The sequence below is a fragment of the Tumidithrix helvetica PCC 7403 genome (assembly GCF_965232925.1).
GTDB classification, from domain to species: domain Bacteria; phylum Cyanobacteriota; class Cyanobacteriia; order Pseudanabaenales; family Pseudanabaenaceae; genus Tumidithrix; species Tumidithrix helvetica.
On record NZ_CBDDRA010000005.1, the window covers coordinates 1 to 24,599 of the forward strand.

The following is a 24,599-nucleotide window of genomic DNA, read 5'->3' on the forward strand; positions in this document are numbered from 1 at the left end:
TTTTTTGGCAGTGCAGGGCATCTAGGGTAAACACGAATCCTTTCAAATCTAGGATTTCTAGCAGTTCTCGTACCGTTGTAATCTCACTAGTCTTTTTGTTTTCCATCACTTTTACCCCGAGTACAAGTCCTCTTTGGTGAGTGAAAAGGGAGACAATACTGATAAAGTTTTGCTCTGCCGAATCGTAGTCTGTCACTGTGTTTTTGAGTCCTTTGCCATCAATGCTTACCCATTCATGACTGGGTAGATTGCCATACTGACTTGCCCATTGGTTGAATACTTTTGCCAGTTCTTTATAGTCTAAGCCCATCATCACTCGACGAACGGTTGAGTAGGAGGGCACTCTTGCTTGCGGAATTGCTAGCGATTTAATCAAGTCTCGTCGATGGCGTTCGATAAATCTTCCTAGTCCTCGATAACCCCAATAACCGCTTGTGATACCCATGATGATGATGAGTAGGACTAGCCACAGTGGATGACGACATCCTTGCCGTTCACGAAAATCGGGGATCTCTTTGAGATAGTCAATTAAGCTCTTTTCCACGTCTTTCAGACTAAATATAGGTAAATAACTATATATTTACCTATATTTATCTTTTTTATTTCTTCTACCTCAAGAATGAAACAGCCCTGCCTGCCCTATCGGGCATCCCCCTTGAAAAAGGGGGACAAGTAAATTCTCCCCCCTTTTTCAAGGGGGGCTGGGGGGGATCCTTGGGATGTATAGCGTCTCAGGTTTTCTTATCCCGAACTGACGTTTTTTTTAATAAAAACTAGACCTTGGCTTCTTCGCGTACCAGTTTATCCCAACCTAAGTCTTTGAGACTGTTGTTGCGACGAAGCGGACGGGTTACTAGCTCTAGGATGTCACGGGCATTGCTAAAGCCATGAATTTGAGCGAAGGTAAATTCCACAGACCACTTGGTATTAATGCCGCGTGCTTCGAGGGGGTTCGCATGAGCCATACCCGTAATTACGAGATCGGGCTTGAGTTGGTGAATGCGCTCAATTTGATTGTAGTTATCGGGCTTCTCAACAATCGTGGGATAGGGAACACCCATGTCATTACAGGTTTTTTGCAGAAGCTCTAACTCAGCCCCTTGATAGCGCTTATCCATATAGGGAATGCCAATTTCTTGAACGTGCATACCGCAACGGGTCAAAAAGCGAGCCAAAGAGACTTCCAATAGGTTGTCACCCATAAAGAATACCGACTTGCCACGAATTAACTGCAAGTAGTCTTCCATGCTTTCCCAGATTTGCTGTTCGCGTTCTTCCAAGCCTTGAGGCGTGATGCCCATGACCGAGCAGATCTTCTCAATCCAAGCGCGAGTACCATCGGGACCAATGGGGAATGGAGCACCGATCAGCTTTGTCTTGCGACGACGCATCAGGGTCGTGGCAGTACGACTGAGGAAGGGATTCACGCCACAGGTGTAATAGCCTTCTTCGATCGCTGGCAACTCCGTAAACCGTTTAGAAGGCAACCAGCCAGCAACTTTAATCCCTTGCTTTTTGAGTTCCAAGGTGAGGTTAGTGACAACAGGATCGGGGAGCGAACCAAATAGAACCAGTGGCGCATGTTTGACATAGCCAGATTCTTCCGCTTCGACTTCTTCCTTCTTTTTGCCAAAGTTCAGTAAAGAACTAATTGCAAGTCTTTCTTTCTTTTCGCCTTCAGGGGCTTTTTCAGGACAGCGGGACGCCATAGCCGCTAATACCGTGTCTTCACCCTGCGTAAACGCATAGTCGAGACCGTTGGCACGCGCTACGACCACGGGAATTCCGATCTCAGCTTCTAGTCGAGGTGCTAGACCTTCTAGATCCATTTTGATGATTTCAGTGGTGCAAGTCCCAATCCAGACTATGACGCTGGGGTTGCGATCGCGTTTGATTTGCAAGCACAAACGCTTCAGTTCTTCATAGTCATTGAGCTGTGCGGAAATATCTCCTTCTTCTAGCTCAGCCATAGCATAGCGAGGCTCAGCAAAGATCATCACACCCATCGCATTTTGGAGAAAATAGCCGCAGGTCTTTGTGCCGATTACCAAAAAGAAGCTATCTTCAATCTTTTGATAAAGCCAAGCGACACAGCTAATTGGGCAAAAGGTATGATAGTTACCAGTTTCACACTCAAAGTTCAAAGCTTGAGGTTCAGCAGCAAGAGTCATAAGTTACTAGGTTCTCAGTTATCAGTTATCAGTTTTAGGTTTTAAGTTTTAAGGGGATTTCCAGATTCTCCCCCCTTAACAAGGGGGGCTGGGGGGGATCGAACCTCAAAACGAAGCAAAGAGAATTCCCTACACCATCATCAGGTCAAGTTCTTCAGACTTTTGGGGTGCGACGGGGTTGAGGTAGAAATCAGAGAGTAAGGTGAAGAGTTCGCGATCGGCGACATCCTTAGGAACGACACCTTCGGGCATGGCTAGAAGTTGATCGGCAATATTGAGATAGTAATCGCAGACATAGTTGAGGTCTGGATCGTTTTCTGCCATCTCAAACAGGGTTTTGCCCTTGACTCTAGAGACGCGAATGTCTTCAATCAGGGGCAAGATTTCCAAAACGGGCATGGGAACATTGTCAATGTACTTGTCGATCAAGTCGCGCTTGCTGGTGCGATTGCCGATCAAACCAGCTAACCGTAGCGAGTGAGTCCGTGCCTTTTCGCGAACAGATGCAGCAATTCGATTGGCAGCAAATAAAGCATCAAAGCCGTTGTCCGTCACGATCAGGCAGTAATCAGCGTAGTTGAGGGGGGCGGCAAAACCACCACAAACGACGTCGCCCAAAACATCAAACAGAATCACATCGTATTCGTCAAAAGCATTGAGTTCCTTGAGCAGTTTGACGGTCTCACCAACCACATAACCACCACAGCCAGCACCCGCAGGAGGTCCACCCGCTTCTACACAATCCACACCACCGTAGCCTTTGTAAATTACATCTTCGGGCCAGACATCTTCGTAGTGATAGTCTTTTTCTGCCAAGGTATCAATGATCGTAGGAATTAAGTAACCCGTTAGCGTGAAGGTGCTGTCATGCTTAGGATCGCAACCGATTTGCAAGACTTTTTTACCCCGTTTTGCTAAGGCAACGGAGATGTTGCAACTTGTGGTGGACTTACCAATACCACCTTTTCCGTAGACTGCTAATTTCACGTTGTATGCTCCAATGCTTCCTAAGTTGATCTGAATGAATTATTGACTATGCGCGGGTGAAAGAAAAGACTCTAGAAAATCAGATCTATGCCTAATTCAGTTTCTAAAGATTCATATAACTCTCTGAGAAAGCCTAGCATCTCTGAATAGCGCTCAAACCCGATAAATCCTTTTTTTAGGATTTTGTGTTTTAAATTATATAGAATATAAAACAAAAAACAAAAATATTGAAATCTAATCAGAATAAGTATTTCAAGTATAAAAGCTTAAAATAGCTCAGACGATATTCCTTGCTTCTAGGCTTGCACCTAGATTGAAGCCTGATTCACGGGATTTGGTAATCGTGAATTTTTTTATTACATGTTGTGAACCTTTTCATGAGTGATAGCTGCGATCGCTTTGTCTTTCAAAATTCGAGCATGGCGATCGGGCATGGGCAATTGGGGATCGATAAACCCGAAATAATTCTGGAGAATTTTTGGGGAGTTGAAACGGGTTTGGAAAAGTATCTTCGCAGAAAATTCAGAAATAGAAATTCAGAAGTCAGCTAAAAGCCCCTAAAAACATTAAAAATTTGAGAACAGCGACATTCAAGCGATCATCTAGTATGCTATCGGACGAATTGTCAGAAACTGGGACGATTGAATATGTCAAAGCTTCGCAACTACCAACATAGAGCTATCCAAGACATCTATGGCGAATGGCAGGCAGGCAGGCGACAAGTCCTATTGTCCATGCCTACAGGATCGGGGAAAACGCGCACATTTAGCGAGATTGTCAAGCATTTCTGCGATCGCGGCGAACAGTCCTTAGTGCTTGCCCACCGCGAAGAGTTGCTGATGCAATCGCAAAAAACCTTAGAAAAAATTACGGGGCAACCCGTTGGTACGATCAAGGCAGGACAGCCGCTCAATCTAGACCTACTGATTCAATGTGCTTCGGTGCAAACATTGGTCAAACGGCTAGAACAACGACAGTTTCAGCTATTGGATGTCAAGCTCGTAATTGTTGATGAGGCGCATCTATCGCTCGCCCCCAGCTATCTCAAAATTTTGACCTACTTTCCCGATGCTTACATTTTGGGCGTGACTGCTACGCCCTGCCGCTTGGATGGGCAGGGTTTTCAAGAGGTGTATCAATCTTTGGTATTAGGCCCCGACACCCACGAGTTGATCGGTTGGGGCTTTCTTGCTGACTATGATGTCTTGGCTCCAGAGAGCTTTTTGCCCCAAGAAGGCATCCGCATCACGGGGGGAGACTTTAATCAAGGAGATTTGGCAGAACAGATCGACAGACGCTATGTAGCAGGGCAAGCCGTCAGTACCTACCAGCAATATGCCCTAGGTCGGCAGTGCGTCACCTTTGCGATCAATATCGAGCATTCCAAAGCGATCGCCATGAGTTACCAAGAAGCGGGAATTCCAGCCGAACATATTGATGGTGACACCCCCACCAAAGACCGTCTTGCCACGCTCGATCGCTTTCGTAAAGGTGTTACCAAAGTTCTCACCAATGTCAATCTATTTACGGAAGGCTTCGATATGCCTGAAATCGAAGTCGTACAGCTTTGCCGTCCCACTCAGTCTGTGGCGCTACATCTACAAATGATTGGGCGGGGGCTGCGTCCCAAGAATGGGAACAAAGCCTTAATTCTCGATCATGCGGGGAATTGCCTGCGGCTAGGTGCAGCAAAAGCCATGCGCTACTGGTCGCTAGAGGGCATTGTCAACGAACCCTTCATCGAAGATTTTGTCGAGGAGGATTGGCCAGCGATCGCCGTTCCTGAAATGCCAGAAAAGCGCATCGTGGAAATTTTTGAAACGAATGTGGTCATGAGCCAAATTCCCAACACCAAGGAATTGGAAACCCATCTTGCCAATGCCTCTTACCGCGAGCCTCGCAGCCTCCGCCCCAATCCGCTGGCGAACCATAAGGAAATTCAAATGCCTGTGCTACCCCGTACAGCCCCTCGCCCAGTATTGCCCAGTTCGGCAGATGATGAATTCTATCAGCCATCCTATAACGAGCGATCGAATCTATATTCATCATCGCAGCTATCCAATGGCACTTCTCAAGGGTATTCCAGAACACCATCGAACTCCCCCCGCCGTCCATCCCAAAATTCACAGTCGCGCGAAGTCATCCGTCGCTCAGAAATGGGTTCGCCTGAATCTAGACCACGTCAAGCCCCTCAGCGCCGCAGAACTAAGCCTGCCCAACCGAGAAAATCAGGCATTGTCCGTCAGATCGGTAAAGCTGCTTTAGAATTGGCGACCCTGCTCGATAGCATTCTCGATTGGGTATGGAAGGTATGGTTTAAACCTGAGCCCAAGAAAAAGCGTCCGTCTGAGTACCCGCGATCGCGTCAGCCCCAACCAAGACAACGACAACCTGTCAAAAGGTAGAGCCAATCGAGCACCAAGAATTAAGATAATGGGTTAGGCTATTTTTGGAATTTCCTAGCTTTCACAATTTCTCATGACAACTTCTACGACAACTTTGGCAGATGGCGCGATCGGATCGAATCTTTTAGAAACTGGTACGATTCCCGCAGGGGGAAGCGATCCCACGCAGTTTGACTGCAAAGAAGCATGGTATCCCATCTTTTACGTAGAGGATTTAGATAAAGCAAAACTAGCCACATTTACGCTTTTAGAGAGAGATTTGGTGATTTGGTGGGATACACAGGCTCAAACTTGGCAGGTGTTTGCCGATCGCTGTCCCCATCGTCTTGCACCTCTCTCTCAGGGTAGAATTACCGAAGAGGGCTTGCTAGAATGTCCTTACCATGGCTGGGCTTTTACAGGGGATGGTTCCTGCGATCGCATTCCCCAACAGCCCGAAAATGGTACAGCCCAAAAGTCTAAACGTGCCTGTGCCGAGACATTACCCTGCATGGTTCGACAGGGCTTGCTCTTTGTCTATGCAGGTCCGCCCGAGAATGCCTTAAAAACGAAGGTTCCCACGATCCAGCCACTCTTAGAGACGCCAGACGAGTGGATCTGTCTCACAACATTTCGCGACCTGCCCTATGACGCGCTCACCCTGTTAGAGAACGTACTGGATTCCAGTCATCTTCCCTTTACCCATCATCGTTCCGTTGGCAATCGTGCCAATGCCAGTCCTGCCGATCTAGAGGTAGTAGCGTCAAGTAAACAGGGATTTGTCGGTACTTGGGCAGAAGGCCCTCGGCGGGGAAAATTGGGAAGACAAGACACCACATTCATCGCGCCCTCATTAATGTGGCACGATCTCACCTCTAAACAATTTGGTAGAACGCTCACAGTAGTCTACGCTACGCCGATTCGTAAAGGCGAATGTCGTTTGTTTGCAATATTTCCATTTAAGTTCGCCTCTAAAGTTCCAGCGTTTTTCCTGAAACTTGCCCCCCGTTGGTATTCCCATACCAACCAGAATGCGATTTTGGAAGACGACCAAATCTTTTTGCACTTTCAAGAGCGTTATCTAGAGGCACAGGGAGGAAGCGCAAATTTCGCAAAAGCATTTTATCTACCCACAGGAGCCGATCGCTTTGTCACTGAGTTGCGCAACTGGGTAAATCAATATCATGCCGATCCCTTTACTGGACAACCCTTGCCGCCTACAATTCCCACAGAGGTTCTCTTAGATCGCTATCATTCCCATACAGTCAAATGTGCCAGTTGTAGCGCCGCACTCAAGAACATCCAAAGGCTCAAACTAGTTATGGCGATCTTGGGTGCGATCGCTTGGGCAAGTACTTCTCTATTTACATTCCTCCACGCTCAACTTTCAACTCCCATCGGAATTCTCCTCATCCTAATAACGTTGATTTCAGGAGCCGCATGGTACGGTCTGAGCAAGCTGGAAAGACGTTTTTACGATGGACAAGCGATCGCACCCCGCAATCTTCCCGACAAACCCAAAAAATCATGAATGTTATCCTAAAGTGTTTATGTGGTTAGGTTCTAGAACTCATAAGTTCATCTATAGTTCTAGGTAAGAGCAGGTAAATCTATAAAGTACAACTATTCGATCTGAGTCATGAAACAATCAATTCAACTGGTCGTGGTAGATATTGACGGAACGATCAGTGGTGATGCCAATCAGGTCAACGAGCCCGTAAAACAAGCGATTAAGGCGGCTCAAGCAAAAGGGGTAAGAGTTGGGATCGCCACTGGACGCATGTATCGTTCGGCACTGCGCTTTCACGAAGCGATCGCATCGGATCTTCCTCTAATCTCTTACCAAGGTGCCCTGATTAAAGATCCACAAACTCAAAATGTGGTCGGTCACTGGCCTGTAGACCTCACCCATGCCCTCACCCTGATTGATGACTTTGCCGAATTTTCCACCGCCGATCGGCTGTCCGTACATCTCTATGTCAACGACAAGCTGTATGTAAAGGAAATGACGCCCCAATCTGCTGCCTATGCCGAACGCTCCAAAGTAGAGGCTATTCCCGTAGGCGACTTGCGCGAGTTTTTAATCGCCAACTCAGCCGAAAATCCTCCCACAAAGATTTTGGCATTAAGCGATAGCGCCGATCTAATTACCGAAATGCTGGCAAAACTCAAAAATCGCTATGCATCGGGCGAACTGTATCTCACCAAATCGGTAGCAACATTTTTTGAGGCAACCAATCCAATCGCCAATAAAGGCACAGCGGTCAAACATCTCGCCGAGAATATCTTGGGACTCGATCGCACCCAAGTTATGGCGATCGGTGACAATTTCAACGATTTGGAAATGATTGAATATGCTGGTCTGGGCGTGGTCATGGGCAATGCTCCCGATGCCTTAAAAGAAAAAGCTGACTGGATAGCCCCCAGCGTGGAAATGGATGGTGTTGCGGCAGCGATCGCCAAGTTCGTCTTGTAATTTTAGTTTTGTAATTTTAGTTTTGCAAGGTCGATTCAGCAATTCTACAAGCAAGGCAAAGAATATTCGTTAAGCTGGAGAAACCTATTTCCTGCACTTTTTCTGATATCTACCCCCATGACACAAGTTCCTCCACCCCCAACGGATAGCGAAAATTCCAGTAATGCCGCTCTTCCTAAAAAAAAGGGCAAATCCCTACCCCCTAAGCCCATCATCAAGTTTGGTAAGTTTGTGTGGACGACGATGTGGCGGGTGATGATGTCAAATCTTGCCCCACGCGATCGCCAAGGAGCCTATATTCGTCCTGCGACTCAGTTTCATCACAGTATTCATATCGATGGTACTTACGAACCTGCCGCAGATCGCTATCACCTCTATGTGGGCATGAGTTGTCCTTGGGCGCATCGCACCTTGGTAGTGAGAACGCTGAAGGGTTTAGAAGATGCCATCTCCCTCTCGATCGTGTCACCTGCCCCCGAAGAAGGCGGGTGGATCTTGAACCAGCCCGAACAAGGCTGTCGCACCCTTGCAGAGTTATATGAATTGGCGCAGCCCGGCTACAGCGGTCGCTGTACAGTTCCCGTGTTATGGGATAAGCAAACTAAGGCGATCGTCAATAACGAAAGCGCTGAGATTATTGTGATGCTCAATGCTGAGCTAAATCAGTTTGCCAAGTATCCCGACCTCGATCTCTACCCTCTAGAATTGCGAGAACAGATCGATCGCTTCAACGAAAAGACCTATAACGCTGTCAACAATGGCGTCTATCGCTGCGGCTTTGCCCAAACGCAGTCTGCCTACGATCTCGCTTGCCGAGAATTATTCACCACCCTCGACGAACTAGACGGGGTTCTGGAATCCAATCGGTATTTATGTGGTGATCGCCTGACGTTGGCAGATGTCCGCTTATTCACGACGCTATTTCGTTTTGATATTGCCTACTATGGTTTGTTTAAGTGCAATCAACGCCGAATTCAGGACTATCCTTACCTCGGTGCTTACCTGCGCGACCTGTATCAGATCCCTGGTATTGCTGCCACTTGCGACCTTGCAAGCGTGAAGCGCGACTATTACGGCAATCTCTTTCCGCTCAATCCGGGCGGCATTATTCCCCTTGGTCCCGATGTGACCAATTTACTCGCACCCCACGATCGCGATCGATTGTCGAGCAAAAATTAAGACTTACAAGAAGGGGTTGAGCGCTGCCCAGATCTACTGCTGCGATCCCTTAGTTTTGGGAGATAATAAGGGTGAAGGGAGAAAGAGGCAAAACCAAAACACAACTTTCGCAACTTTCACTGTGGATTTCAGTCTATATGCCTCAAAACATCCCTCGCGAAGAGTCGCGTGTAGAGAGGTAAAGGTTATGGAAATTTTCCCCGTTACAAATGGCATTATCTACCTAATCGTTAAGTTTGGCTTCCTCCTTTTAGTATTGCTGCTATGGCTGGCGCTCAACCCTAAACCTGCTGTGTAGTTAGGGGTAGGGACATAAAGGGGAATTCCCCGCCCTAACCCTCCCATTGCAAAAGGATTGGAACTAGATTCTTACAACTTCCTCAATCAAGAAGGGAGGATGGCTATGTGGCATCGAAATAGTCTCTTAAAACTAGTTGGGATAGCCGCGATCGCATTATTAACAGGTGCGATCCTCAGTGGTGATGAGGCGAATAGCGCGGAAATTCAGGCGATCGAGTCGTCGCATTTCCCTGTCAACCTTCTGGCAAATGGTCAAACTGCGATCGCGACTTTGGCAGATGGCAACTACCAATTTTGCACGAAACCGCAACCGCATGATTGGCGGAATGGGGCAGGGGTATGTTTCAACTTTGCCAAGATTGGCGATCGCTTGGATGGATATTATGGCTATCCGCACTCGGATGAGCTGATCTGTCTGCGCGGGAAAGTAGATGGCACAATAGTTACAGGAGAAGCCCTAGCAATATCTTGGGCTGGTAGAGAGTGGACTGTCATTCCTCAAACTGCTTTTAAATGGGATGAAGCAGGTCATTTAACCCTCGATCGTGGCAAGATCGTTCGCACGTCTCATGGGGGAATGGGACGTACGGACTGGATCTTGTTCCGCTATGCAGGATTGGATACCGAGGGATTTTATCAATACAGGAAACCTCTGATGACCTCCCCCTCGCAATTGTGCAACTGGAATTAAAACTTGGAATTCAAACTTTAGAAGGAGCGTAAAGCATCATGGCAATCAAATCTCAAGAGAAAATAATTAACCTCTGGATTGTGTTCTTGTTGGGTCTGCTGTTTCACACGGACTTGGGCTTAATGCCTCTGTTTCATGGGTTAGGTGTGGCAAATTCCCATTCTCAAACATTGGCAGAAATCGATCCGATCCTGTGGTTGATGCTAGGCTTTTTTGTGCTGCCCATGGCTGCCATTATTGGAACTTCGCTTATGGAATCAAGGCGTTATCGATGGGTTCATTTTGGCTTAACTGTGGTTTACTCCCTACTAAATTTCTCCCATCTTGTCGCTGATTTGATGGTTCAACCGATTATTTGGTATCAGATTGCACTAATGGCAATTTTGTTCGCGATCGGGCTTTTACTCAACTTGGTTTCATTTCAATGGATTAAAGAATGGGGTCGTAAGATGCATCTTAGAGAGCGAGAAATTCTCTACAATTCAGATTAGCGCCATGAAATTACTTAACGCCAATTTGAGATCGAAAAACAGACATGGCTGCGATCGCTGTCTCAATCCCGTAAGCTCACAGAAATGAATAGAGAAGCTGAAAGATCAACCGAAACAGTGCCATACAGGTAACTGTGGCAAATCCTGAGATCGCGCTCATCAGCGCCATATTTTCTAAGCTAGGAAGACTCTGTAACTGAGGTAGCTTGGTAAAAAAGTGCAAACCGACCACAACCAAGACAGTTCCGACATCCACAAAAATTAGGAGGTCTTTATTATCTAAAATTTGACTGATGCGCAACCAGAGAATTGACAGCATCACCCCCCCTAAAATTAACAGACTTGGCTGCATCCCGATTTGGGCAAAGCCCACATAATACGCTACTAGCCCTAAAAGCATCCCCTCAAACCCAATCAAGAATGCGGCAAACAACTGGTTTCCTAAAGGAGCTGACAGCACCCAAGGGGTGGCTGAGGGACTTGCTGGAACTTGACGCGCGGCTGGCACAGGCGGGGGAGAAGTTCCAGCAACCCGACGCGAGGCAGGTGCAGGAGGAGGCGTAACCGCCGCAGGAGGGGGAGCAGAAACAGGAACCTGCGAAGGGGCGGAAATAGAAGTTTGGGAGGGTTGAGCGAGAGTTTGAGATGTGGGGGTATAGATTTGCTTGAGGGCATCTAAAACATCCTTGGCAGATTCAAAGCGCAAATTTGGCGCAGTTTCTAGCATTCGATCTAGTAATCTGACCAAATCGGGATTAACCGCGATCGCGCTGTGCCAATTCCATTTATTTGTATTTACATCAAAAAGATCGTCAGGTTCCTTACCCGTTAGCAAATACAGACAAGTGACGGCAAAGGCATAAAGATCGCTAGAAGGAAAGACTTTATCGCCGCGCATCTGCTCGGGTGCGCCATACCCCGGTGTGAAAATCCCTGTAGATTTTTGTCCTGCGGCAGCGGCAGTTACTTGCTTAACTGCCCCAAAGTCTAAGAGAAAATAGGTTTGATCGGCTTTGCGAATCATGATATTCGATGGCTTAATGTCGCGATGAATCGAGCCATTCTCATGCACGAACTGCAAAACAGGCAGCAAACTATTCATAATTTCTACAACATCGGCTTCAGAGATCGCACCATGCTGTTCGACTAATTGCTCGAGCGTAAAGCCGTCAATAAATTCTTGGACGAGATAAAAGAAATTGTCCTTGCCAGCTTGGACTTCAAAAAAGGCAAGTAAATCTGGAATTTGGGGATGTGTACCCAAACGTTCGAGGACTTCTCCTTCGCGATCGAACATTTGCTTGGCAATTTCCAGTTGCTGCCCAGTTAGCCCCAGTGGCATTAGTTGCTTGACCACGCAACGTCTCATGGCGGGAGTGTAGCGATCGCGTGCCGTATAGGCTGCGCCAAAGCCCCCTCTTGCCAAAGGTTTTTCGGTGAGATAGCGACCTGCTAAAAACAGCGGCATCCCACAAGTCACGCAAAATTTTTGACTAATGGTTTTGATCGTGCCACCCGTATCCAAGTCTGGACATGCATTGACTGGCTTTGGGCAATTGGGGCGAGTGCAGTAGATATCCACTGTTTATGAGGAGATAGTGATAGAGATCCGATTATACAGGGGCTTTGGGCAGCAGTTCGTTATCTACGATCGGCATAAACACTGAACCTCGATCGCCGATTGCCAAATTGTCGCGTTCCTTAACTTGAGAAAACCGAAGAAATACCTGTAGTCCGCAGCTAATTCTAAGGCGATGCTAGGATACGGAAATCTCCGATCCCTGAGTTTACTACTGACCTGATGGAAAGATACAGGCGATCGCAGGACTTAGCAACCAATATTACGATCTTAAATTTAAACGTTTTATAGCATGAATCGCTTACACCATCGCCAAATTTCGCTCTGGACAATTTTTTTGCCAATCTTTTTAGCGATCGCCATTTTATCGTTCTCGCAACTGATCCCCCAATGGCAGGTCTCGGCATGGGCAAAACCCCTATCGTTTAGTCATGGGGCGTTAAAAGGGCGAGACTTCTCGGGGCAAGAACTGGCGGGCTCTGGTTTTGCGAATGCCAATATGGAAAGTGCAAACTTTACCAATGCTGATGTGCGAGGCGCCATCTTTAGTGCATCGATTTTACGCAATGCCAACTTGCATGGGGCAGATTTTACGGGTGGGATGCTCGATCAAACTGATTTTGCCAAAGCCGATCTGAGCGATGCCATTTTGGTCGATACGATTTTGTTACGCAGTACCTTCGATTTCGTCAATATTACAGGGGCTGACTTTAGCGAGGCTATTCTCGATGGCGCTCAGATTAAGTGGTTGTGTACCAAAGCCAAGGGCGTCAATTCTAAGACAGGGGTGAGTACCCGTGAATCGCTAGGATGTGATTAAACAAAAGCAGGGGCAATAAATTGCCCTGCTTTTAAGGATTGCTATGGTAGTGAAAATCTAGAGAAATTTCAGCATCAACGCAAAGATTACTAGCATGACACCAACGATATAAAAAGCTCTGACAACATGGATTTCATGCCAGCCGCTTAACTCTAGATGGTGGTGAAAAGGAGCCATTTTGAATAGACGCTGACCCACACCCGTTGAGCGTTTGGTTGCCTTAAAATAAGAGACTTGGGCAATCACAGAGATGGACTCCCAGACAAAAATTGCCCCGACGATCAGCAAGCCCCACAACATATTGCCCAGTAGAGCTACAGCAGCAAGTGCTCCACCTAGAGCTAGCGAACCCGTGTCCCCCATAAACACACTGGCAGGATTGCGGTTAAACCACAGAAAGCCCAAATAACTGCCGCTCATGCAAGCACTAAAGATAGCGAGTTGAGGCTGCTCGGGGAAAAGTAACATTGCCATACCGAGAAGTGCGATCGCACCCGTACCACCCGCTAGACCATCCAACCCATCGGTTAAGTTTGTGGCATTTGTAGTGCCCATGATCACAAAGATCGCTAGGGGGCAAAAGAGAATACCAAGGGGTAAAACTAACTGAAGCGGTAGGTGAACCGAGCTAAACGATTGCCAATCTTGGGTCAAACCCATCCAAGTACAAAAAGCGATCGCGCAGATAGCCTGTAAAGCCAGCTTAGTTTTTGGAGAAATCCCTTTATTCGAGTGGCGGCGAAGGATTTGCCAGTCATCTAACCACCCAACTAGTCCGAATGCGAGGGTGAGAATACAACAGGCCGCAACTCGCGGCTCAAAACCAGAAAAAACTAGGGCAGCAGCGATCCCAACTGGAATGATAAAAATCCCACCCATCGTTGGTGTGCCTGCTTTTTTTAGGTGTGCTTGAGGTCCATCCTCTCGCACAATTTGTCCTGTCTTTAACTGACGTAAGATAGGAACGGCTACACTACCGAGTGCAATTACACCCAAAACACAAACAAACAGAGGAATCAGCAAACTGTAGGTCAGATTCACATTTAAGGAAATGTCTATACCTAAAACTAGCAAGATGATGCTCAGTGCCAAACTTAAAGAAACATTCTGACCTGAAGGAAGCCTACGCTTTCTTATCCGCAATCCTGTATCAACCATTTCCTCACACCAACTTCACGTCAAATTTAGACAGATGCACACCACAATCTGAACCTTCTAAGCGTGCAAAGCGACAGTACTATACTACGAGTGCGACACTCTGAATACTTTACCGAGCCGCAGAGCTTACCTTTTAAGATGATTTAAGATTGCCCAGAATATATGACCTTAATATCAGAAACTCCTAGGGTTTGTCTACATAAAAAAAACTGTTTCTCAGAATTTTTGAGCATCTCCACCTAAAGGAGTAAAGATCGAAACCAAAGAAGCTTCAACCATTACAGAAAATTAAACATCATGGCTCCAGTAGCCGCTAACATTCAAAGCCTTAACGCCCGTCAGCTTACCCTTACCGCCCTGCGTCTAATTCAAAGACGAGGCGTATATGCTGATGTTGCACTGAATCAGGTCTTACAACCATTAACCGACAAGGAAACGCATCAGGTTTCTGCCAGCGATCGCCGTTTAACCACAGAACTAGTTTATGGCATTACCCGTCGCCAACGCACACTTGATTCGATAATTTTGCAATTTACCCGCAAACCTAACGCCAAACTCAATCCCGATCTGCGATCGATCTTGCAGATTGGAATTTATCAGATTTGTTTCTTAGCGCAAGTCCCCGCATCGGCTGCTGTGAATACTAGTGTTGATTTGGCAAAACACAACAAATTAGCGGGTTTGGCAGGTTTTGTGAATGGGGTTTTACGTGCCGTGGCGATCGCCCAAACCGAACAGTCCCTATGGCAAAATCTTCCCGATCTAGGCAGTAAATATAGTTTTCCAGATTGGCTGGTTTCCCTATGGATAGAAGAATTTGGGACACTTGAAACCGAGCAGTTATGCGACTGGTTCAATCAGTCCCCCCATATCGATCTGCGGGTTAATGGTCTGGTTGCAAATATTGACATGGTTTTGACTGCTTTTGCTGATGCGGGGATCGCTGCCTCTGCACTGGCTCATATTCCCAATGCCCTTCGACTAGAACAGGGATCGGGAGAGATCTCACAGTTACCCGGATTTAAGCAAGGGTGGTGGACTGTACAGGATGCCAGCGCCCAATTAGCTGCCCTTCTACTCGATCCTCAGCCCGATGATGTCGTGATTGATGCCTGTGCTGCCCCAGGAGGGAAAACCACGCACCTTGCCGAACTCATGGGCGATCGCGGCAAGATCTATGCCCTAGACCGTTCGGCAAATCGGCTTAAGCGTCTGAAGGAAAATTGCGATCGCCTCCAACTTAAAAGCATTGAAACCTTGGTAGGAGATAGTCGGGAATTTCCCCAGTTTTGCGATCGCGCCGATCGGGTTTTGTTAGATGTTCCCTGTTCGGGATTGGGGACATTGCACCGTCATGCCGATGCCCGCTGGCGACAAACTGCCGAGGAACCCTACAAGTTGGCACAGCTACAGCTAGAAATTCTCGAACAGGCGGCACAATGGCTAAAACGGGGTGGCACCTTGGTCTATTGCACCTGCACGTTGCATCCTGCTGAAAATGAGGCTGTAATTAGCCAATTTTTATCCACCCATCCCGACTGGCAGATCGCGGTACCTCAGCCTCCTAGTCCCTTAACCAATTTTCTGACCCCAGAGAACTGGATCAGAGTCTTGCCCCATCAGCAAAATATGGATGGGTTTTTTATGGCAAAACTTCAGCATTTATAAAATTGTGGATTTACCTTTTAACCGCTAAAACACACTTATTAAGTTGTTGTCTTTGCTTGTATCAACTTGTAAACATAATGTGGTAACAATATAAATAGTTTGGGTAACGTCGTTGTATCGATCGAACTAATTAATTAAGTAAGTTCCCCCATAGATTTTTTCCTCCCCATCAACCAATAAACCTCGCTAACAGGTGAATCCTATGAAGCTAAGAATTCTGAGTGCTGCGCTATTTCTAGCCACTGGTACAGCTATCAGTGCGATCGTGCCAACGCAGGCAAAAGCCCAAAGTGCCGAACATCTCAAGGTGTTGTTAGAAAGCCGTGAATGTCAACGTTGCGAACTGAGCGGCATCAATGCTAGTGGTGCTAATCTCAGAGGTGCTGTGATCGATGGCGCTGATTTTAGACGCAGCATCTTGACTGGTATCAACCTATCTTTTAGCACCATATACTACGGCGACTTTAGAAGTGCCGACCTGAGTAGTGCCGATCTGAGACATTCTTTTCTAATTAATGGGGATTTGATCGGAACCAATCTCGCTGGAACTAATGCTCGCAACAGCCGTTGGAAGAATGCTGACTTGACGGATGCAAACCTTAAAGATTCCAACCTAATTGATATTGAGTTAGTTGGAGCCAAGTTAAATGGGGCTGACTTGAGAAATGCTTCTATGCGTTATGCCAGTTTATATCGAGCTGACCTCAGAGGTGCAAACCTCAAAGGTGCCGATCTCTATCGTGCTGACTTGACCGAAGCCGATTTGAGTGGAGTCGATCTGAGCCAAACCAATCTCTGCCGCGCCACGATGCCCGATGGTACAACCTCCATGCAAGGCTGCCTCATTCCTAGATAGTTCATTCATTCGTAGTTTAGAAAGCTTGGTTCATTCCCATTAACCAAGCTTTTTCTTGTATTTATATAAACGAGAGGGCTAGGGTTTTGATATTCTCTAATCAATAGAAAATCTCCTAACACTATTGAAGACTTGGCGGAGATAGAAGTGCCCAGAAAACTATCGAGATTTGAACGGCGAATTAAAACATTGCGTAAGCTTAAGGATATCGAGATTATTCTGGAAAATCCTTGTCATGTTACATGGGAAGAAATGAAGGGCGACGATCGCGCACGGGAATGCGCTCATTGTCAGCATAAAGTCTACAATTTTGCGGGACTTCCAGCCGATGAGATTCTCGATCTGATTAATATCCACGAAGGTAAGCTTTGCGGTCAGGTGTATGTGCGCTTAGATGGAACTGTCTCGCTAGATTCGTGCAGCGGTAGAGAGGCAAATCTGGAGCTATTTCGAGGCGGTTTGGTTGTAACCAATAGCGATCGCGTTCAGCGGTAGAGAGGCAAATCTGGAGCTATTTCGAGGCGGTTTGGTTGTAACCAATAGCGATCGCGTTCAGTAGTCGCCGCCACAGCTTCCATAGCGAATTTTGGCATCGGGATAGCGATCGCGGAACCGACGATAGACTAGGGCGGCTAGGTCGCTATTCCCCTCATATTCCAATGCCACTACCAGATTGTTGTACATCTCCTGCGTAGGATTGAGTTTAGCTTTGTCAAAGATATCCAATACTCGATCGAGACGTTTTTGCTTGGCTAGGAGTTTTACAAAGCGATCGTAGCTGGTTTCTCTCACCACATGGCAACGCCGATCGCTGGGACGATGTTTCGGGAAGGCTTGGATTGCTTGCAGGTAAACTTGGAGCGCGCGATCGGGTTGTTTGGTTCTTTCCAGTAAATTCCCTAGATCCAAATAAACATTGGGTTGAGAGGGTTGATTTCGGATTAGTTGTTCGTAAATTTGCCTTGCCTCATCGTTACGCCCCACCGCTATAAGCTTAGTGGTCAGACTCCTCCAATACAGCCAAATATCGGTAGGTCTTTGCTGAATTGCTTCTCGATAGGCGGCGATCGCCTCCTCAGGTCGTCCCCAAGCCCCCAAGACATCGAGCAATTCCGATCGCGCTGGTTGGTAGTTGGGATAGCGTTGCACCAATTGGCGATAGAGGGCGATCGCGGATTTGTGTTTATAGACAGCGTGAGCAGCTCTAGCCAACTCGATCGCCTGTTCTTGTAACAGAGAATGCCCCAACTTTTCCTCTAAAAACGCCAAGCCTTGCTCTAACTGCTTTTTGGCTTCTAAGCCTGTGGCTAAGTCGCGATAGCCCCAAACTGAGGTGGGGTCAGATTGGATCGCCTTGAGTCCTTTGGCAATATCCATCTCAGCTTGCTGTAGCAGTTCGTTCACCTGCTCTAAAGCATTCTTTGCACTGTAGTTTTCTGGGTAGGCAGTTACGACTTCTTGAAAGATGGCGATCGCCTCGGCAAACTTGCCTTGGCTCTGAAGATTTCGCCCCAATTCCACCTGAATATAAGAGTACATGTAATCGTTCATCGATTCAGGACGGGGGTGCTTGAGAATTTGCCGATAGATTGCCTCTGCCTCCAGATAGCGGTGCTGGGCATCGTAGTCAGTTGCCTGACGATATAGTGTTGACCAATCAGCAATATTTGTTTGCACTGTTTTCTGGACAATTGTTCTAGCTTGAACAGGCACTGTTATTCCCATTGTGCAGGCGATTAGACAACAAAAATAACGGCAAGGAATCATCATCTTCATCTCTTTGACTTGGCTAGTTTTGCAAAGCCTACTCTCCCCAATAGCCATATAATCCAGAATTATGACACATCTTTCCGATCTGATGGTTATACCGTGAGGCAATGGCTGAATATATAATTGGAATCGTAAAATAACTCTCTCTGAGCCAAGAGATTGGGTTGGATCGAAGATAGTGTTCCCATTGATAGTGAGCTGAAATCACGATCCAAGAGAAGGAATTCCATCTAAATCTATCAAGATGGCGAGTATGTATGATGCGTTTAAATTCAACTCCTTAGCAATCACCCAAAAATGAAATCAACTTTTCACCTTGTAACGCTTTTATTTCTGGCATTAACACCCTGTGTCGCATTTGCGGAACCCATAGTTATCCAGACAAAACCAGCAAATGCAAATTACTATCCTTGGATCGTGCAGCTCTCTCAAAGTCCAATTGATTGGTTTGAAAAGGATGTCAATGCAAAGGTTCAGGGTCGTGCCTATCGTGTTGTGGTTCTGCTGACAGATATCTACAACAGCGTCTTTTTTGAGCAGGTAACCTTTGGTATGGAAGGTTGCTGTAAGAAAGTAGCAAGCGTACGACAGTTTGATATAAGAGCTTTCTCTACGAAATTTGGCTTCACTAGCGAAATCACAGGGTTTAAGTTTATGCGCTGGCTTAGCCCGACATCATTTATCTTCCGTTACAAAGATCGCCTTTTCGTTATGACCGAGATCGACAAGCCTGAAGTTCTGGTAGAACCATATTCTGGCGACTAGCTCAGGACTTCACTTGCTTGTATGATGTTCAAACACTTCACGATTATTGATTATGGGTGCGATCGCTTCGCTAACAGCGTGCAATCTAAGTACAACTTTATGCTTTCACGTTTACAATTACAGTGAATGGGCAAAAGAGGTTAATTTATGGATGCGAGTTTTTGGCACCAAAGGTGGGAGGGAAATAATATTGCGTTCCACGAAAGTGAAACCAACCCACTACTGGTCAAATATTTTAAAGAGCTTGCTTTAGGAAATGGCAGTCGTGTCTTTGTACCTTTGTGCGGGAAAACGCTTGATATTCATTGGCTACTTTCTCATGGCTATCGCGTTGCTGGCGCTGAATTGAGCAAGATAGCCATCGAGCAATTATTTACAGAGCTTGGGGTGGAACCAAAAATATCAAGCATTGATGAATTAGCGCACTACAGCGCTACAAATATCGATATCTTTGTGGGTGATATATTTGATTTGTCTAGCAAGATGCTTGGCTCAGTCGATGCAATTTATGACAGGGCAGCTTTAGTGGCTCTGCCAGAAGCAATGCGCGATCGATATACAGCGCACTTAATGCAGATTACGGACAAAGCACCGCAGTTGCTCATTTGCTTTGAGTACGACCAAAGTGTCATGGATGGGCCTCCTTTTTCAATCAGTAACGAGGAAGTAAATCGGCACTATCGTGATAGTTATGCTTTAACTCTTATGGAATGCACAAATGTACCTGGTGGATTAAAGGGGAAATGTGCGGCAAAAGAGAATACTTGGTTGCTAAAAAGTGATTAATACGCTCCACTTTCTTGTTCCATGTTCAAACACTTCATGATTATGGCGGCGATCGCTCTGACAGCCTGCAGTCCAGTTAGTGCGCCCAAGACTACTGTTCGCGAGATTACAGGAAACACCACTCAGAGAGTTGCTGATGTTTCAGCTATCCTCACTAAGCATAAGGCTCCACCCTCAGCTATTCTGGACGCACACTTTGTCGAGGAGCAGATCGGGGATGGTAATTTGGGCCCATCAGATTTCCGCGCATTTTACGTTCTAGAGGTCGCACCGCAAGATGTTCCCCGTTGGATGCAGCTACTCACTCCACTCACAAATAAGCCTGACTATAACGCACCAGCAGAATTTAAGAACTGGTGGATTGCCCGTGATGTTTTCCCTTCGCTTGAGTTCTATAAACCTGATGCACTGACAGGCAGGATGCATGGCTGGATTGGTATCTCACGGTGGAAAGGACGCATTTACATTTTCACGTTTACAATGTGATGGATTCAGTCTGGTCTGGAATTGATGTGATAATGAGTAAGGAGTAGCGAGCCAATGACTGAGTATGACTTTACGTTAAAATTTAATCTCCAAAACTTCCAAGCCGATCCTAATGATTATGTTGAGAAACTATATGAGAGTGGATGTGATGACTCCTTGATTGGAGTTGGGAAGAAAGGATGCATCGCCTTAAATTTTGTCCGAGCGGCATCGTCAGCTTACAAAGCAATTTCTAGGGCGATCTCTGATGTAAAAAGGGTGATTCCACATGCCACACTGATTGAGGTAACACCAGATTTAGTCGGTTTGACAGATAAGGTAAATTAAGTTGTTCCTACTTCATCATAAAAAATTTAACTTGGCGATCAGTCTAGCTTTTTGCTACATTGCAGATGAGGTGAGTTTAGTTCATGGATTTTGAGTGGGACTGGCTAAAAAACGAAGTTAACATTGATAAACATGGTTTCGATTTTGCTGACGCTTATCGAATATTTGATTTGCCGATGGTAGTTGACCTTGATGAGCGTGTCGATTATGGTGAAGATCGATGGATCGGTACTGGTATGCTGGATGGACGAGTTGTAGTTGTTGTCTACACTGAACCTAATGAAGAAACTATTCGTATCATCTCACTAAGAAAAGCCCTCTCACATGAAAGGAAGCATTATGACCAATATTTCAAGAACCGACTGGTCTAGAATTGATGCAATGACAGATGATGAGATTGACACATCTGATATTCCGCCTCTGACTGATGAGTTTTTCTCAAAAGCAAAATTACGTATGCCTTCTTCTTCATTTGCTACTGTCTCTATTCGTATCGACCCTGAGACTTTGGCATGGTTTCAATCAAAAGGTGAAGATGCTGAGCAACATATGGCTGCTGCCCTACAAATTTATGCAGAAGCTCAAAAAAATGCCGCTAGCATGCGTAAATCAGCATAACAAGCTTAGTACATCGAACGAAATCAAGTGAGTATTTATAGTTGGTTTGGATTTCCCTCAAATAGTGGTGCTATCCAGAAAGTTTTAGTAGAATTAATGTTCTGGTGTGTTTCAGCCTGATATTGCACTCAATTATGAAAGCTGACTCAAAATCTCGTACTGGAAGAATTGGTGTTGCTGGAACACAGTTACTCTTTGAAAGATTAGGTTGGATATTTCGTGAGCAAACTATAGAAGATTATGGCATTGATGCTCACGTCGAAGTTGTTGAAAATAATATAGCTACAGGTAAATTAATTGCAGTCCAGATTAAATCTGGAGAGAGCTATTTCAAGGAGAAAACAAATGATGGTATTGTTTTTCGTGGCAATATAGAACATCTAGAATATTGGCAAAAACATTCATTGCCTGTAACTATGGTTCTATATGATGATGGCGAAAAAATTGCTTATTGGCAGGCTATTAATAATAATACTGTTCAAAAGACCCAAAAAGCATGGAAGGTCATAGTTCCTTTTGAGCAAAAGATTGATGCTCTAGGGCTTGAAAAAATTCAAGAGTTTAGTAAAAAGATGACTGCAACTAGTGACTATACAATCCTCTCTTTTCAAGATGTTAGTCATAAGGGTGCAAAGAGATATTCTGCTAACATCCTTCTAAGCAAGGAATATGCCAAACCTGATATTACAGGAATCACAAAAAAGATTACTATCGAACTAAAAGCTAGAGAGTATTACAGGAACGACAAAGCAAAACAGCATTGGAAAGGTGAGGAAGCCCAAGTAGTCTGCCTATTCTTGTATTTATCGCTAGAAGACGTGAGTTCGGTAAACTGGATTTGTAGAACTCAGTGGATTAGCAAGAATATATCTCCTGAATTTGCTCCTATGAAGATGGGTGGTGAAGATATCGGTGATGAAATTATTATTGATTGGAACAAAAACTATATAGATTCTGCAATAGTTGCAAGCTCTTATAGACTAACAAAAGAAGATTATTTGGATGTTATGTATGAAATATTGAATAGCACGAAACCTATTGTTGATAAAACAATTGAATTAAGAGCAATGTTTAGACAGAAGCAACTAGTTGAGACTGATTATTTAGCTCGCATGTCGCAACTGGAACCAGAGATAGAACAATTGTATTTTCAGGCGATACGCATTGGTACAGCGCCAATTGAGTGTAGTGATTTGAGCCAACGGTTTCAAAGCTTAATGGCTGTCTCGCACAGTATAGTATTACCTTTTTCAGAAAAAGGATTAGAAACTTGGGAAGGAGGTAATAGATACTTTTTGGTAGACCAATTTATTAAGGACTATGAGAAAGAATTACGTAGACTAGAATTTGAGCTTGAGAAAATTCACGGATAAAGTAAGAAGTTTTGAATGTGTTATGAATAAAAGCAGTGTGTATATGCACACTGCTTATTGATGAGTTATTTGTTGTGATGCTTTATGGGAAACGGTAAGAGATAATAGAGCAATTCGCAAAATTCTCTGTGTAGGATAGGGCAATGGCAGGATTTCCTTGATTGCGGAACCCTATTTTGGGATTTTGGGTTGGGTAATTTTCTAACGAATTGCCAAAGCCTTTAACTGAGCTTCGGCTTTGTGGAGTGACTCGTGCCACTCTCGTTCTGGAATACTGTCAGCGACAATACCAGCACCCACTTGTCCCCAAATCCGATCGCCGCATTTCAGCAAAGTGCGAATCAAAATATTTAAGTCCAAATTACCTCGGCGATCGATGTAGCCACAGGAACCGTAAAACAAACTCCTGCGCTCGGTTTCGAGGGCTTCAATAATTTCCATACAACGCACCTTAGGGCAACCCGTAATCGTACCGCCGGGGAAAACCGCTTTTATTAGGTCTGCAAGGGTGCGATCGCGTCTCAATTCGCCCGTAACATTGCTGACAAGGTGCATGACATGGCTATAGCGCTCGATCGCCAGTAACTCATCCACTTTGACGCTACCCCAAGTACAAACGCGTCCCAGATCGTTCCGTTCCAAATCGACCAACATAATATGCTCGGACTGCTCTTTGGCACAGGCAAGTAACTCATTCTCTAAAGAAATATCCTCAGCAGGGGTGTTGCCCCTTGCCCGCGTGCCTGCGATCGGTCTGGTTTCGACATGGCGATCGCTGAGCTTGACCAGTCGCTCAGGGGAGGCACTGATTACCTCTCCCCAAGGAGTGCGCCAATAGCTCGCAAAGGGAGAAGGATTAATCTGCTGTAGTTGCCGATAGAGCGACCAACCATCTCCAAACCATTCCGTGCCAAACCGCAAAGACAAATTGGTCTGAAAAATATCCCCCGCATGGATATGTTGCTTGGCTTTTAAGACCATCGCTTGATATTCCTCAGCATTGGGCGAGAAATTTAGCTTTAAATCCAATTCCGAGGTGGGGCAATTCCCTATTTCCTTCGGAAACGCTTCGCGATCGGGATGCGTTCCGCCGCGAGGGTGAAAAATTAAAGGCTTATGCGCTTCAAGGCGATCGGAGATGGTCTGCCCCATCGCCTTTAGGGTTTGGCGATCGCTGGTGGCAAGCCAAATAATCTCTTTCGCATGATCGATTACAGCAAAGTTGGCAGGCTCATACCAAAACGCGATCGGAAAGGGTAGGGAATCATGCTTATTGTGGGGAAGTTTCTCAATTTCCCAAGCAAAGTCATATCCAAGCCAGCCTAGATAGCCACCCGTAAAAGGTAAGTTGGGATCGACTGCTAGATTCCCGCTTTCCCCAGTATCTTCAGGCTGAATTGGCAGTTGTTGCAAAAAAGGCAAAATTTCACCTAGGGGCGGCGTCCACATTTGGCGAGGCTTTCCTGCTGCAATCGAATAACGAGAGAGCGGAGATAAATTTTGGGCTGGACTTTCTAATAAAACTGCGATCGCTTCGTCTCCAAATAATACTTCCCACAAATCCGCACCCGTCACGCCTTGAGGTAGCGATCGCTTTTCCCACAACCAGTTTTCCATAAGTCAATTTTAGCGATCTAAACCATTGATATATCTTGCTTTGCCCCTACACCTACATACATGGGATTTTTATGAGTAGGTCGATCTTGCCTTGACC

The 24,599-nt window shown here is 45.9% G+C and carries 24 protein-coding genes; 17 read left to right on the plus strand and 7 right to left on the minus strand.

Annotated features, from left to right (window positions below):
* The 3 genes from ACP2WE_RS06040 to bchL form a co-directional block, all read right to left on the minus strand.
* A partial coding sequence (locus ACP2WE_RS06040; protein ID WP_425214693.1) for an ISAs1 family transposase occupies window positions 1-544 on the minus strand: 544 nt, incomplete at its 3' end.
* 229 nt (window positions 545-773) lie between these two features.
* Window positions 774-2,171 carry a ferredoxin:protochlorophyllide reductase (ATP-dependent) subunit N gene (locus tag ACP2WE_RS06045; protein ID WP_425214694.1) on the minus strand — a complete coding sequence of 466 codons (1,398 nt, stop codon included), beginning with the start codon at window positions 2,169-2,171 and terminating at the stop codon, window positions 774-776.
* A gap of 129 nt (window positions 2,172-2,300) precedes the next feature.
* The gene (gene bchL / locus ACP2WE_RS06050) at window positions 2,301-3,158 is read right to left on the minus strand and encodes a ferredoxin:protochlorophyllide reductase (ATP-dependent) iron-sulfur ATP-binding protein (RefSeq protein ID WP_425214695.1); all 858 of its coding nucleotides are present in this window, start codon (window positions 3,156-3,158) and stop codon (window positions 2,301-2,303) included.
* Between the two features lie 647 nt (window positions 3,159-3,805).
* On the opposite strand from bchL, the gene ACP2WE_RS06055 reads away from it, so the two are divergent.
* From ACP2WE_RS06055 to ACP2WE_RS06080, 6 genes are all read left to right on the plus strand, one after another.
* Window positions 3,806-5,563, plus strand: coding sequence for a DEAD/DEAH box helicase (locus ACP2WE_RS06055; RefSeq protein WP_425214696.1), 1,758 nt, complete (start codon window positions 3,806-3,808; stop codon window positions 5,561-5,563).
* 73 nt (window positions 5,564-5,636) lie between these two features.
* Window positions 5,637-7,073 (plus strand): aromatic ring-hydroxylating dioxygenase subunit alpha, encoded by a 1,437-nt coding sequence (locus tag ACP2WE_RS06060; protein WP_425214697.1) that lies wholly within the window; start codon window positions 5,637-5,639, stop codon window positions 7,071-7,073.
* Window positions 7,074-7,181: 108 nt separating this feature from the next.
* On the plus strand, window positions 7,182-8,018 hold the full coding sequence (locus ACP2WE_RS06065; protein WP_425214698.1) for a Cof-type HAD-IIB family hydrolase: 837 nt from the start codon (window positions 7,182-7,184) through the stop codon (window positions 8,016-8,018).
* Window positions 8,019-8,135: 117 nt separating this feature from the next.
* The gene (locus tag ACP2WE_RS06070; protein ID WP_425214699.1) at window positions 8,136-9,197 is read left to right on the plus strand and encodes a glutathione S-transferase family protein; all 1,062 of its coding nucleotides are present in this window, start codon (window positions 8,136-8,138) and stop codon (window positions 9,195-9,197) included.
* A gap of 403 nt (window positions 9,198-9,600) precedes the next feature.
* On the plus strand, window positions 9,601-10,188 hold the full coding sequence (locus ACP2WE_RS06075; RefSeq protein WP_425214700.1) for a hypothetical protein: 588 nt from the start codon (window positions 9,601-9,603) through the stop codon (window positions 10,186-10,188).
* A gap of 38 nt (window positions 10,189-10,226) precedes the next feature.
* Window positions 10,227-10,679: a hypothetical protein gene (locus ACP2WE_RS06080; RefSeq protein WP_425214701.1), complete on the plus strand. Its 453-nt coding sequence runs from the start codon at window positions 10,227-10,229 to the stop codon at window positions 10,677-10,679.
* Window positions 10,680-10,755: 76 nt separating this feature from the next.
* Here the strand turns inward: ACP2WE_RS06080 and ACP2WE_RS06085 are convergent, their stop codons facing one another.
* Window positions 10,756-12,261 carry a protein kinase domain-containing protein gene (locus tag ACP2WE_RS06085; RefSeq protein WP_425214702.1) on the minus strand — a complete coding sequence of 502 codons (1,506 nt, stop codon included), beginning with the start codon at window positions 12,259-12,261 and terminating at the stop codon, window positions 10,756-10,758.
* 289 nt (window positions 12,262-12,550) lie between these two features.
* On the opposite strand from ACP2WE_RS06085, the gene ACP2WE_RS06090 reads away from it, so the two are divergent.
* Window positions 12,551-13,078, plus strand: coding sequence for a pentapeptide repeat-containing protein (locus ACP2WE_RS06090; protein ID WP_425214703.1), 528 nt, complete (start codon window positions 12,551-12,553; stop codon window positions 13,076-13,078).
* A 57-nt stretch (window positions 13,079-13,135) separates the two neighbouring features.
* Here ACP2WE_RS06090 and mraY read toward each other — a convergent pair whose 3' ends face one another.
* On the minus strand, window positions 13,136-14,236 hold the full coding sequence (gene mraY / locus ACP2WE_RS06095; RefSeq protein ID WP_425214704.1) for a phospho-N-acetylmuramoyl-pentapeptide-transferase: 1,101 nt from the start codon (window positions 14,234-14,236) through the stop codon (window positions 13,136-13,138).
* Between the two features lie 297 nt (window positions 14,237-14,533).
* On the opposite strand from mraY, the gene ACP2WE_RS06100 reads away from it, so the two are divergent.
* The 3 genes from ACP2WE_RS06100 (at window position 14,534) to ACP2WE_RS06110 (ending at window position 17,255) form a co-directional block, all read left to right on the plus strand.
* Window positions 14,534-15,904 (plus strand): 16S rRNA (cytosine(967)-C(5))-methyltransferase, encoded by a 1,371-nt coding sequence (locus ACP2WE_RS06100; protein WP_425214705.1) that lies wholly within the window; start codon window positions 14,534-14,536, stop codon window positions 15,902-15,904.
* Between the two features lie 202 nt (window positions 15,905-16,106).
* Complete coding sequence (locus tag ACP2WE_RS06105) at window positions 16,107-16,760, plus strand: pentapeptide repeat-containing protein (RefSeq protein WP_425214706.1); 654 nt, start codon at window positions 16,107-16,109, stop codon at window positions 16,758-16,760.
* A 147-nt stretch (window positions 16,761-16,907) separates the two neighbouring features.
* Complete coding sequence (locus ACP2WE_RS06110; RefSeq protein ID WP_425214707.1) at window positions 16,908-17,255, plus strand: hypothetical protein; 348 nt, start codon at window positions 16,908-16,910, stop codon at window positions 17,253-17,255.
* Window positions 17,256-17,312: 57 nt separating this feature from the next.
* Here the strand turns inward: ACP2WE_RS06110 and ACP2WE_RS06115 are convergent, their stop codons facing one another.
* The gene (locus ACP2WE_RS06115; RefSeq protein ID WP_425214708.1) at window positions 17,313-18,437 is read right to left on the minus strand and encodes a tetratricopeptide repeat protein; all 1,125 of its coding nucleotides are present in this window, start codon (window positions 18,435-18,437) and stop codon (window positions 17,313-17,315) included.
* Window positions 18,438-18,827: 390 nt separating this feature from the next.
* On the opposite strand from ACP2WE_RS06115, the gene ACP2WE_RS06120 reads away from it, so the two are divergent.
* The 7 genes from ACP2WE_RS06120 to ACP2WE_RS06150 all read left to right on the plus strand — a co-directional run bounded on the left by ACP2WE_RS06120 (window position 18,828) and on the right by ACP2WE_RS06150 (window position 22,885).
* Window positions 18,828-19,295 carry a hypothetical protein gene (locus ACP2WE_RS06120; RefSeq protein WP_425214709.1) on the plus strand — a complete coding sequence of 156 codons (468 nt, stop codon included), beginning with the start codon at window positions 18,828-18,830 and terminating at the stop codon, window positions 19,293-19,295.
* Window positions 19,296-19,442: 147 nt separating this feature from the next.
* A complete protein-coding gene (tmpT, locus tag ACP2WE_RS06125) occupies window positions 19,443-20,081 on the plus strand; it encodes a thiopurine S-methyltransferase (RefSeq protein ID WP_425214710.1) in 639 nt (212 codons plus the stop codon).
* A 21-nt stretch (window positions 20,082-20,102) separates the two neighbouring features.
* Entirely contained in the window at window positions 20,103-20,567 is a 465-nt protein-coding gene (locus ACP2WE_RS06130; RefSeq protein WP_425214711.1) for a hypothetical protein, read from the plus strand.
* A gap of 54 nt (window positions 20,568-20,621) precedes the next feature.
* Window positions 20,622-20,894, plus strand: coding sequence for a hypothetical protein (locus ACP2WE_RS06135; protein ID WP_425214712.1), 273 nt, complete (start codon window positions 20,622-20,624; stop codon window positions 20,892-20,894).
* An 83-nt stretch (window positions 20,895-20,977) separates the two neighbouring features.
* A complete protein-coding gene (locus ACP2WE_RS06140) occupies window positions 20,978-21,265 on the plus strand; it encodes a BrnT family toxin (protein WP_425214713.1) in 288 nt (95 codons plus the stop codon).
* On the plus strand, window positions 21,234-21,512 hold the full coding sequence (locus ACP2WE_RS06145; RefSeq protein ID WP_425214714.1) for a BrnA antitoxin family protein: 279 nt from the start codon (window positions 21,234-21,236) through the stop codon (window positions 21,510-21,512). Before ACP2WE_RS06140 ends, ACP2WE_RS06145 begins: the two co-directional genes overlap by 32 nt.
* 134 nt (window positions 21,513-21,646) lie before the next feature.
* Window positions 21,647-22,885: a DUF4365 domain-containing protein gene (locus tag ACP2WE_RS06150; RefSeq protein ID WP_425214715.1), complete on the plus strand. Its 1,239-nt coding sequence runs from the start codon at window positions 21,647-21,649 to the stop codon at window positions 22,883-22,885.
* A 201-nt stretch (window positions 22,886-23,086) separates the two neighbouring features.
* On the opposite strand, the gene ACP2WE_RS06155 is transcribed toward ACP2WE_RS06150, so the two are convergent.
* Window positions 23,087-24,502 (minus strand): anthranilate synthase component I, encoded by a 1,416-nt coding sequence (locus ACP2WE_RS06155; protein ID WP_425214716.1) that lies wholly within the window; start codon window positions 24,500-24,502, stop codon window positions 23,087-23,089.
* Window positions 24,503-24,599 lie beyond the last annotated feature (97 nt).

Excerpts from the sequence above, each read along its gene's own strand:
- ACP2WE_RS06045 (WP_425214694.1), bottom strand. The coding sequence starts at position 2,171 with ATGACTCTTGCTGCTGAACCTCAAGCTTTGAACTTTGAGTGTGAAACT.
- ACP2WE_RS06055 (WP_425214696.1), top strand. The coding sequence starts at position 3,806 with ATGTCAAAGCTTCGCAACTACCAACATAGAGCTATCCAAGACATCTAT.
- ACP2WE_RS06060 (WP_425214697.1), top strand. The coding sequence starts at position 5,637 with ATGACAACTTCTACGACAACTTTGGCAGATGGCGCGATCGGATCGAAT.
- ACP2WE_RS06065 (WP_425214698.1), top strand. The coding sequence starts at position 7,182 with ATGAAACAATCAATTCAACTGGTCGTGGTAGATATTGACGGAACGATC.
- ACP2WE_RS06070 (WP_425214699.1), top strand. The coding sequence starts at position 8,136 with ATGACACAAGTTCCTCCACCCCCAACGGATAGCGAAAATTCCAGTAAT.
- ACP2WE_RS06075 (WP_425214700.1), top strand. The coding sequence starts at position 9,601 with ATGTGGCATCGAAATAGTCTCTTAAAACTAGTTGGGATAGCCGCGATC.
- ACP2WE_RS06080 (WP_425214701.1), top strand. The coding sequence starts at position 10,227 with ATGGCAATCAAATCTCAAGAGAAAATAATTAACCTCTGGATTGTGTTC.
- ACP2WE_RS06090 (WP_425214703.1), top strand. The coding sequence starts at position 12,551 with ATGAATCGCTTACACCATCGCCAAATTTCGCTCTGGACAATTTTTTTG.
- mraY (WP_425214704.1), bottom strand. The coding sequence starts at position 14,236 with ATGGTTGATACAGGATTGCGGATAAGAAAGCGTAGGCTTCCTTCAGGT.
- ACP2WE_RS06100 (WP_425214705.1), top strand. The coding sequence starts at position 14,534 with ATGGCTCCAGTAGCCGCTAACATTCAAAGCCTTAACGCCCGTCAGCTT.
- ACP2WE_RS06105 (WP_425214706.1), top strand. The coding sequence starts at position 16,107 with ATGAAGCTAAGAATTCTGAGTGCTGCGCTATTTCTAGCCACTGGTACA.
- ACP2WE_RS06120 (WP_425214709.1), top strand. The coding sequence starts at position 18,828 with ATGAAATCAACTTTTCACCTTGTAACGCTTTTATTTCTGGCATTAACA.
- tmpT (WP_425214710.1), top strand. The coding sequence starts at position 19,443 with ATGGATGCGAGTTTTTGGCACCAAAGGTGGGAGGGAAATAATATTGCG.
- ACP2WE_RS06130 (WP_425214711.1), top strand. The coding sequence starts at position 20,103 with ATGTTCAAACACTTCATGATTATGGCGGCGATCGCTCTGACAGCCTGC.
- ACP2WE_RS06135 (WP_425214712.1), top strand. The coding sequence starts at position 20,622 with ATGACTGAGTATGACTTTACGTTAAAATTTAATCTCCAAAACTTCCAA.
- ACP2WE_RS06140 (WP_425214713.1), top strand. The coding sequence starts at position 20,978 with ATGGATTTTGAGTGGGACTGGCTAAAAAACGAAGTTAACATTGATAAA.
- ACP2WE_RS06145 (WP_425214714.1), top strand. The coding sequence starts at position 21,234 with ATGACCAATATTTCAAGAACCGACTGGTCTAGAATTGATGCAATGACA.
- ACP2WE_RS06150 (WP_425214715.1), top strand. The coding sequence starts at position 21,647 with ATGAAAGCTGACTCAAAATCTCGTACTGGAAGAATTGGTGTTGCTGGA.
- ACP2WE_RS06155 (WP_425214716.1), bottom strand. The coding sequence starts at position 24,502 with ATGGAAAACTGGTTGTGGGAAAAGCGATCGCTACCTCAAGGCGTGACG.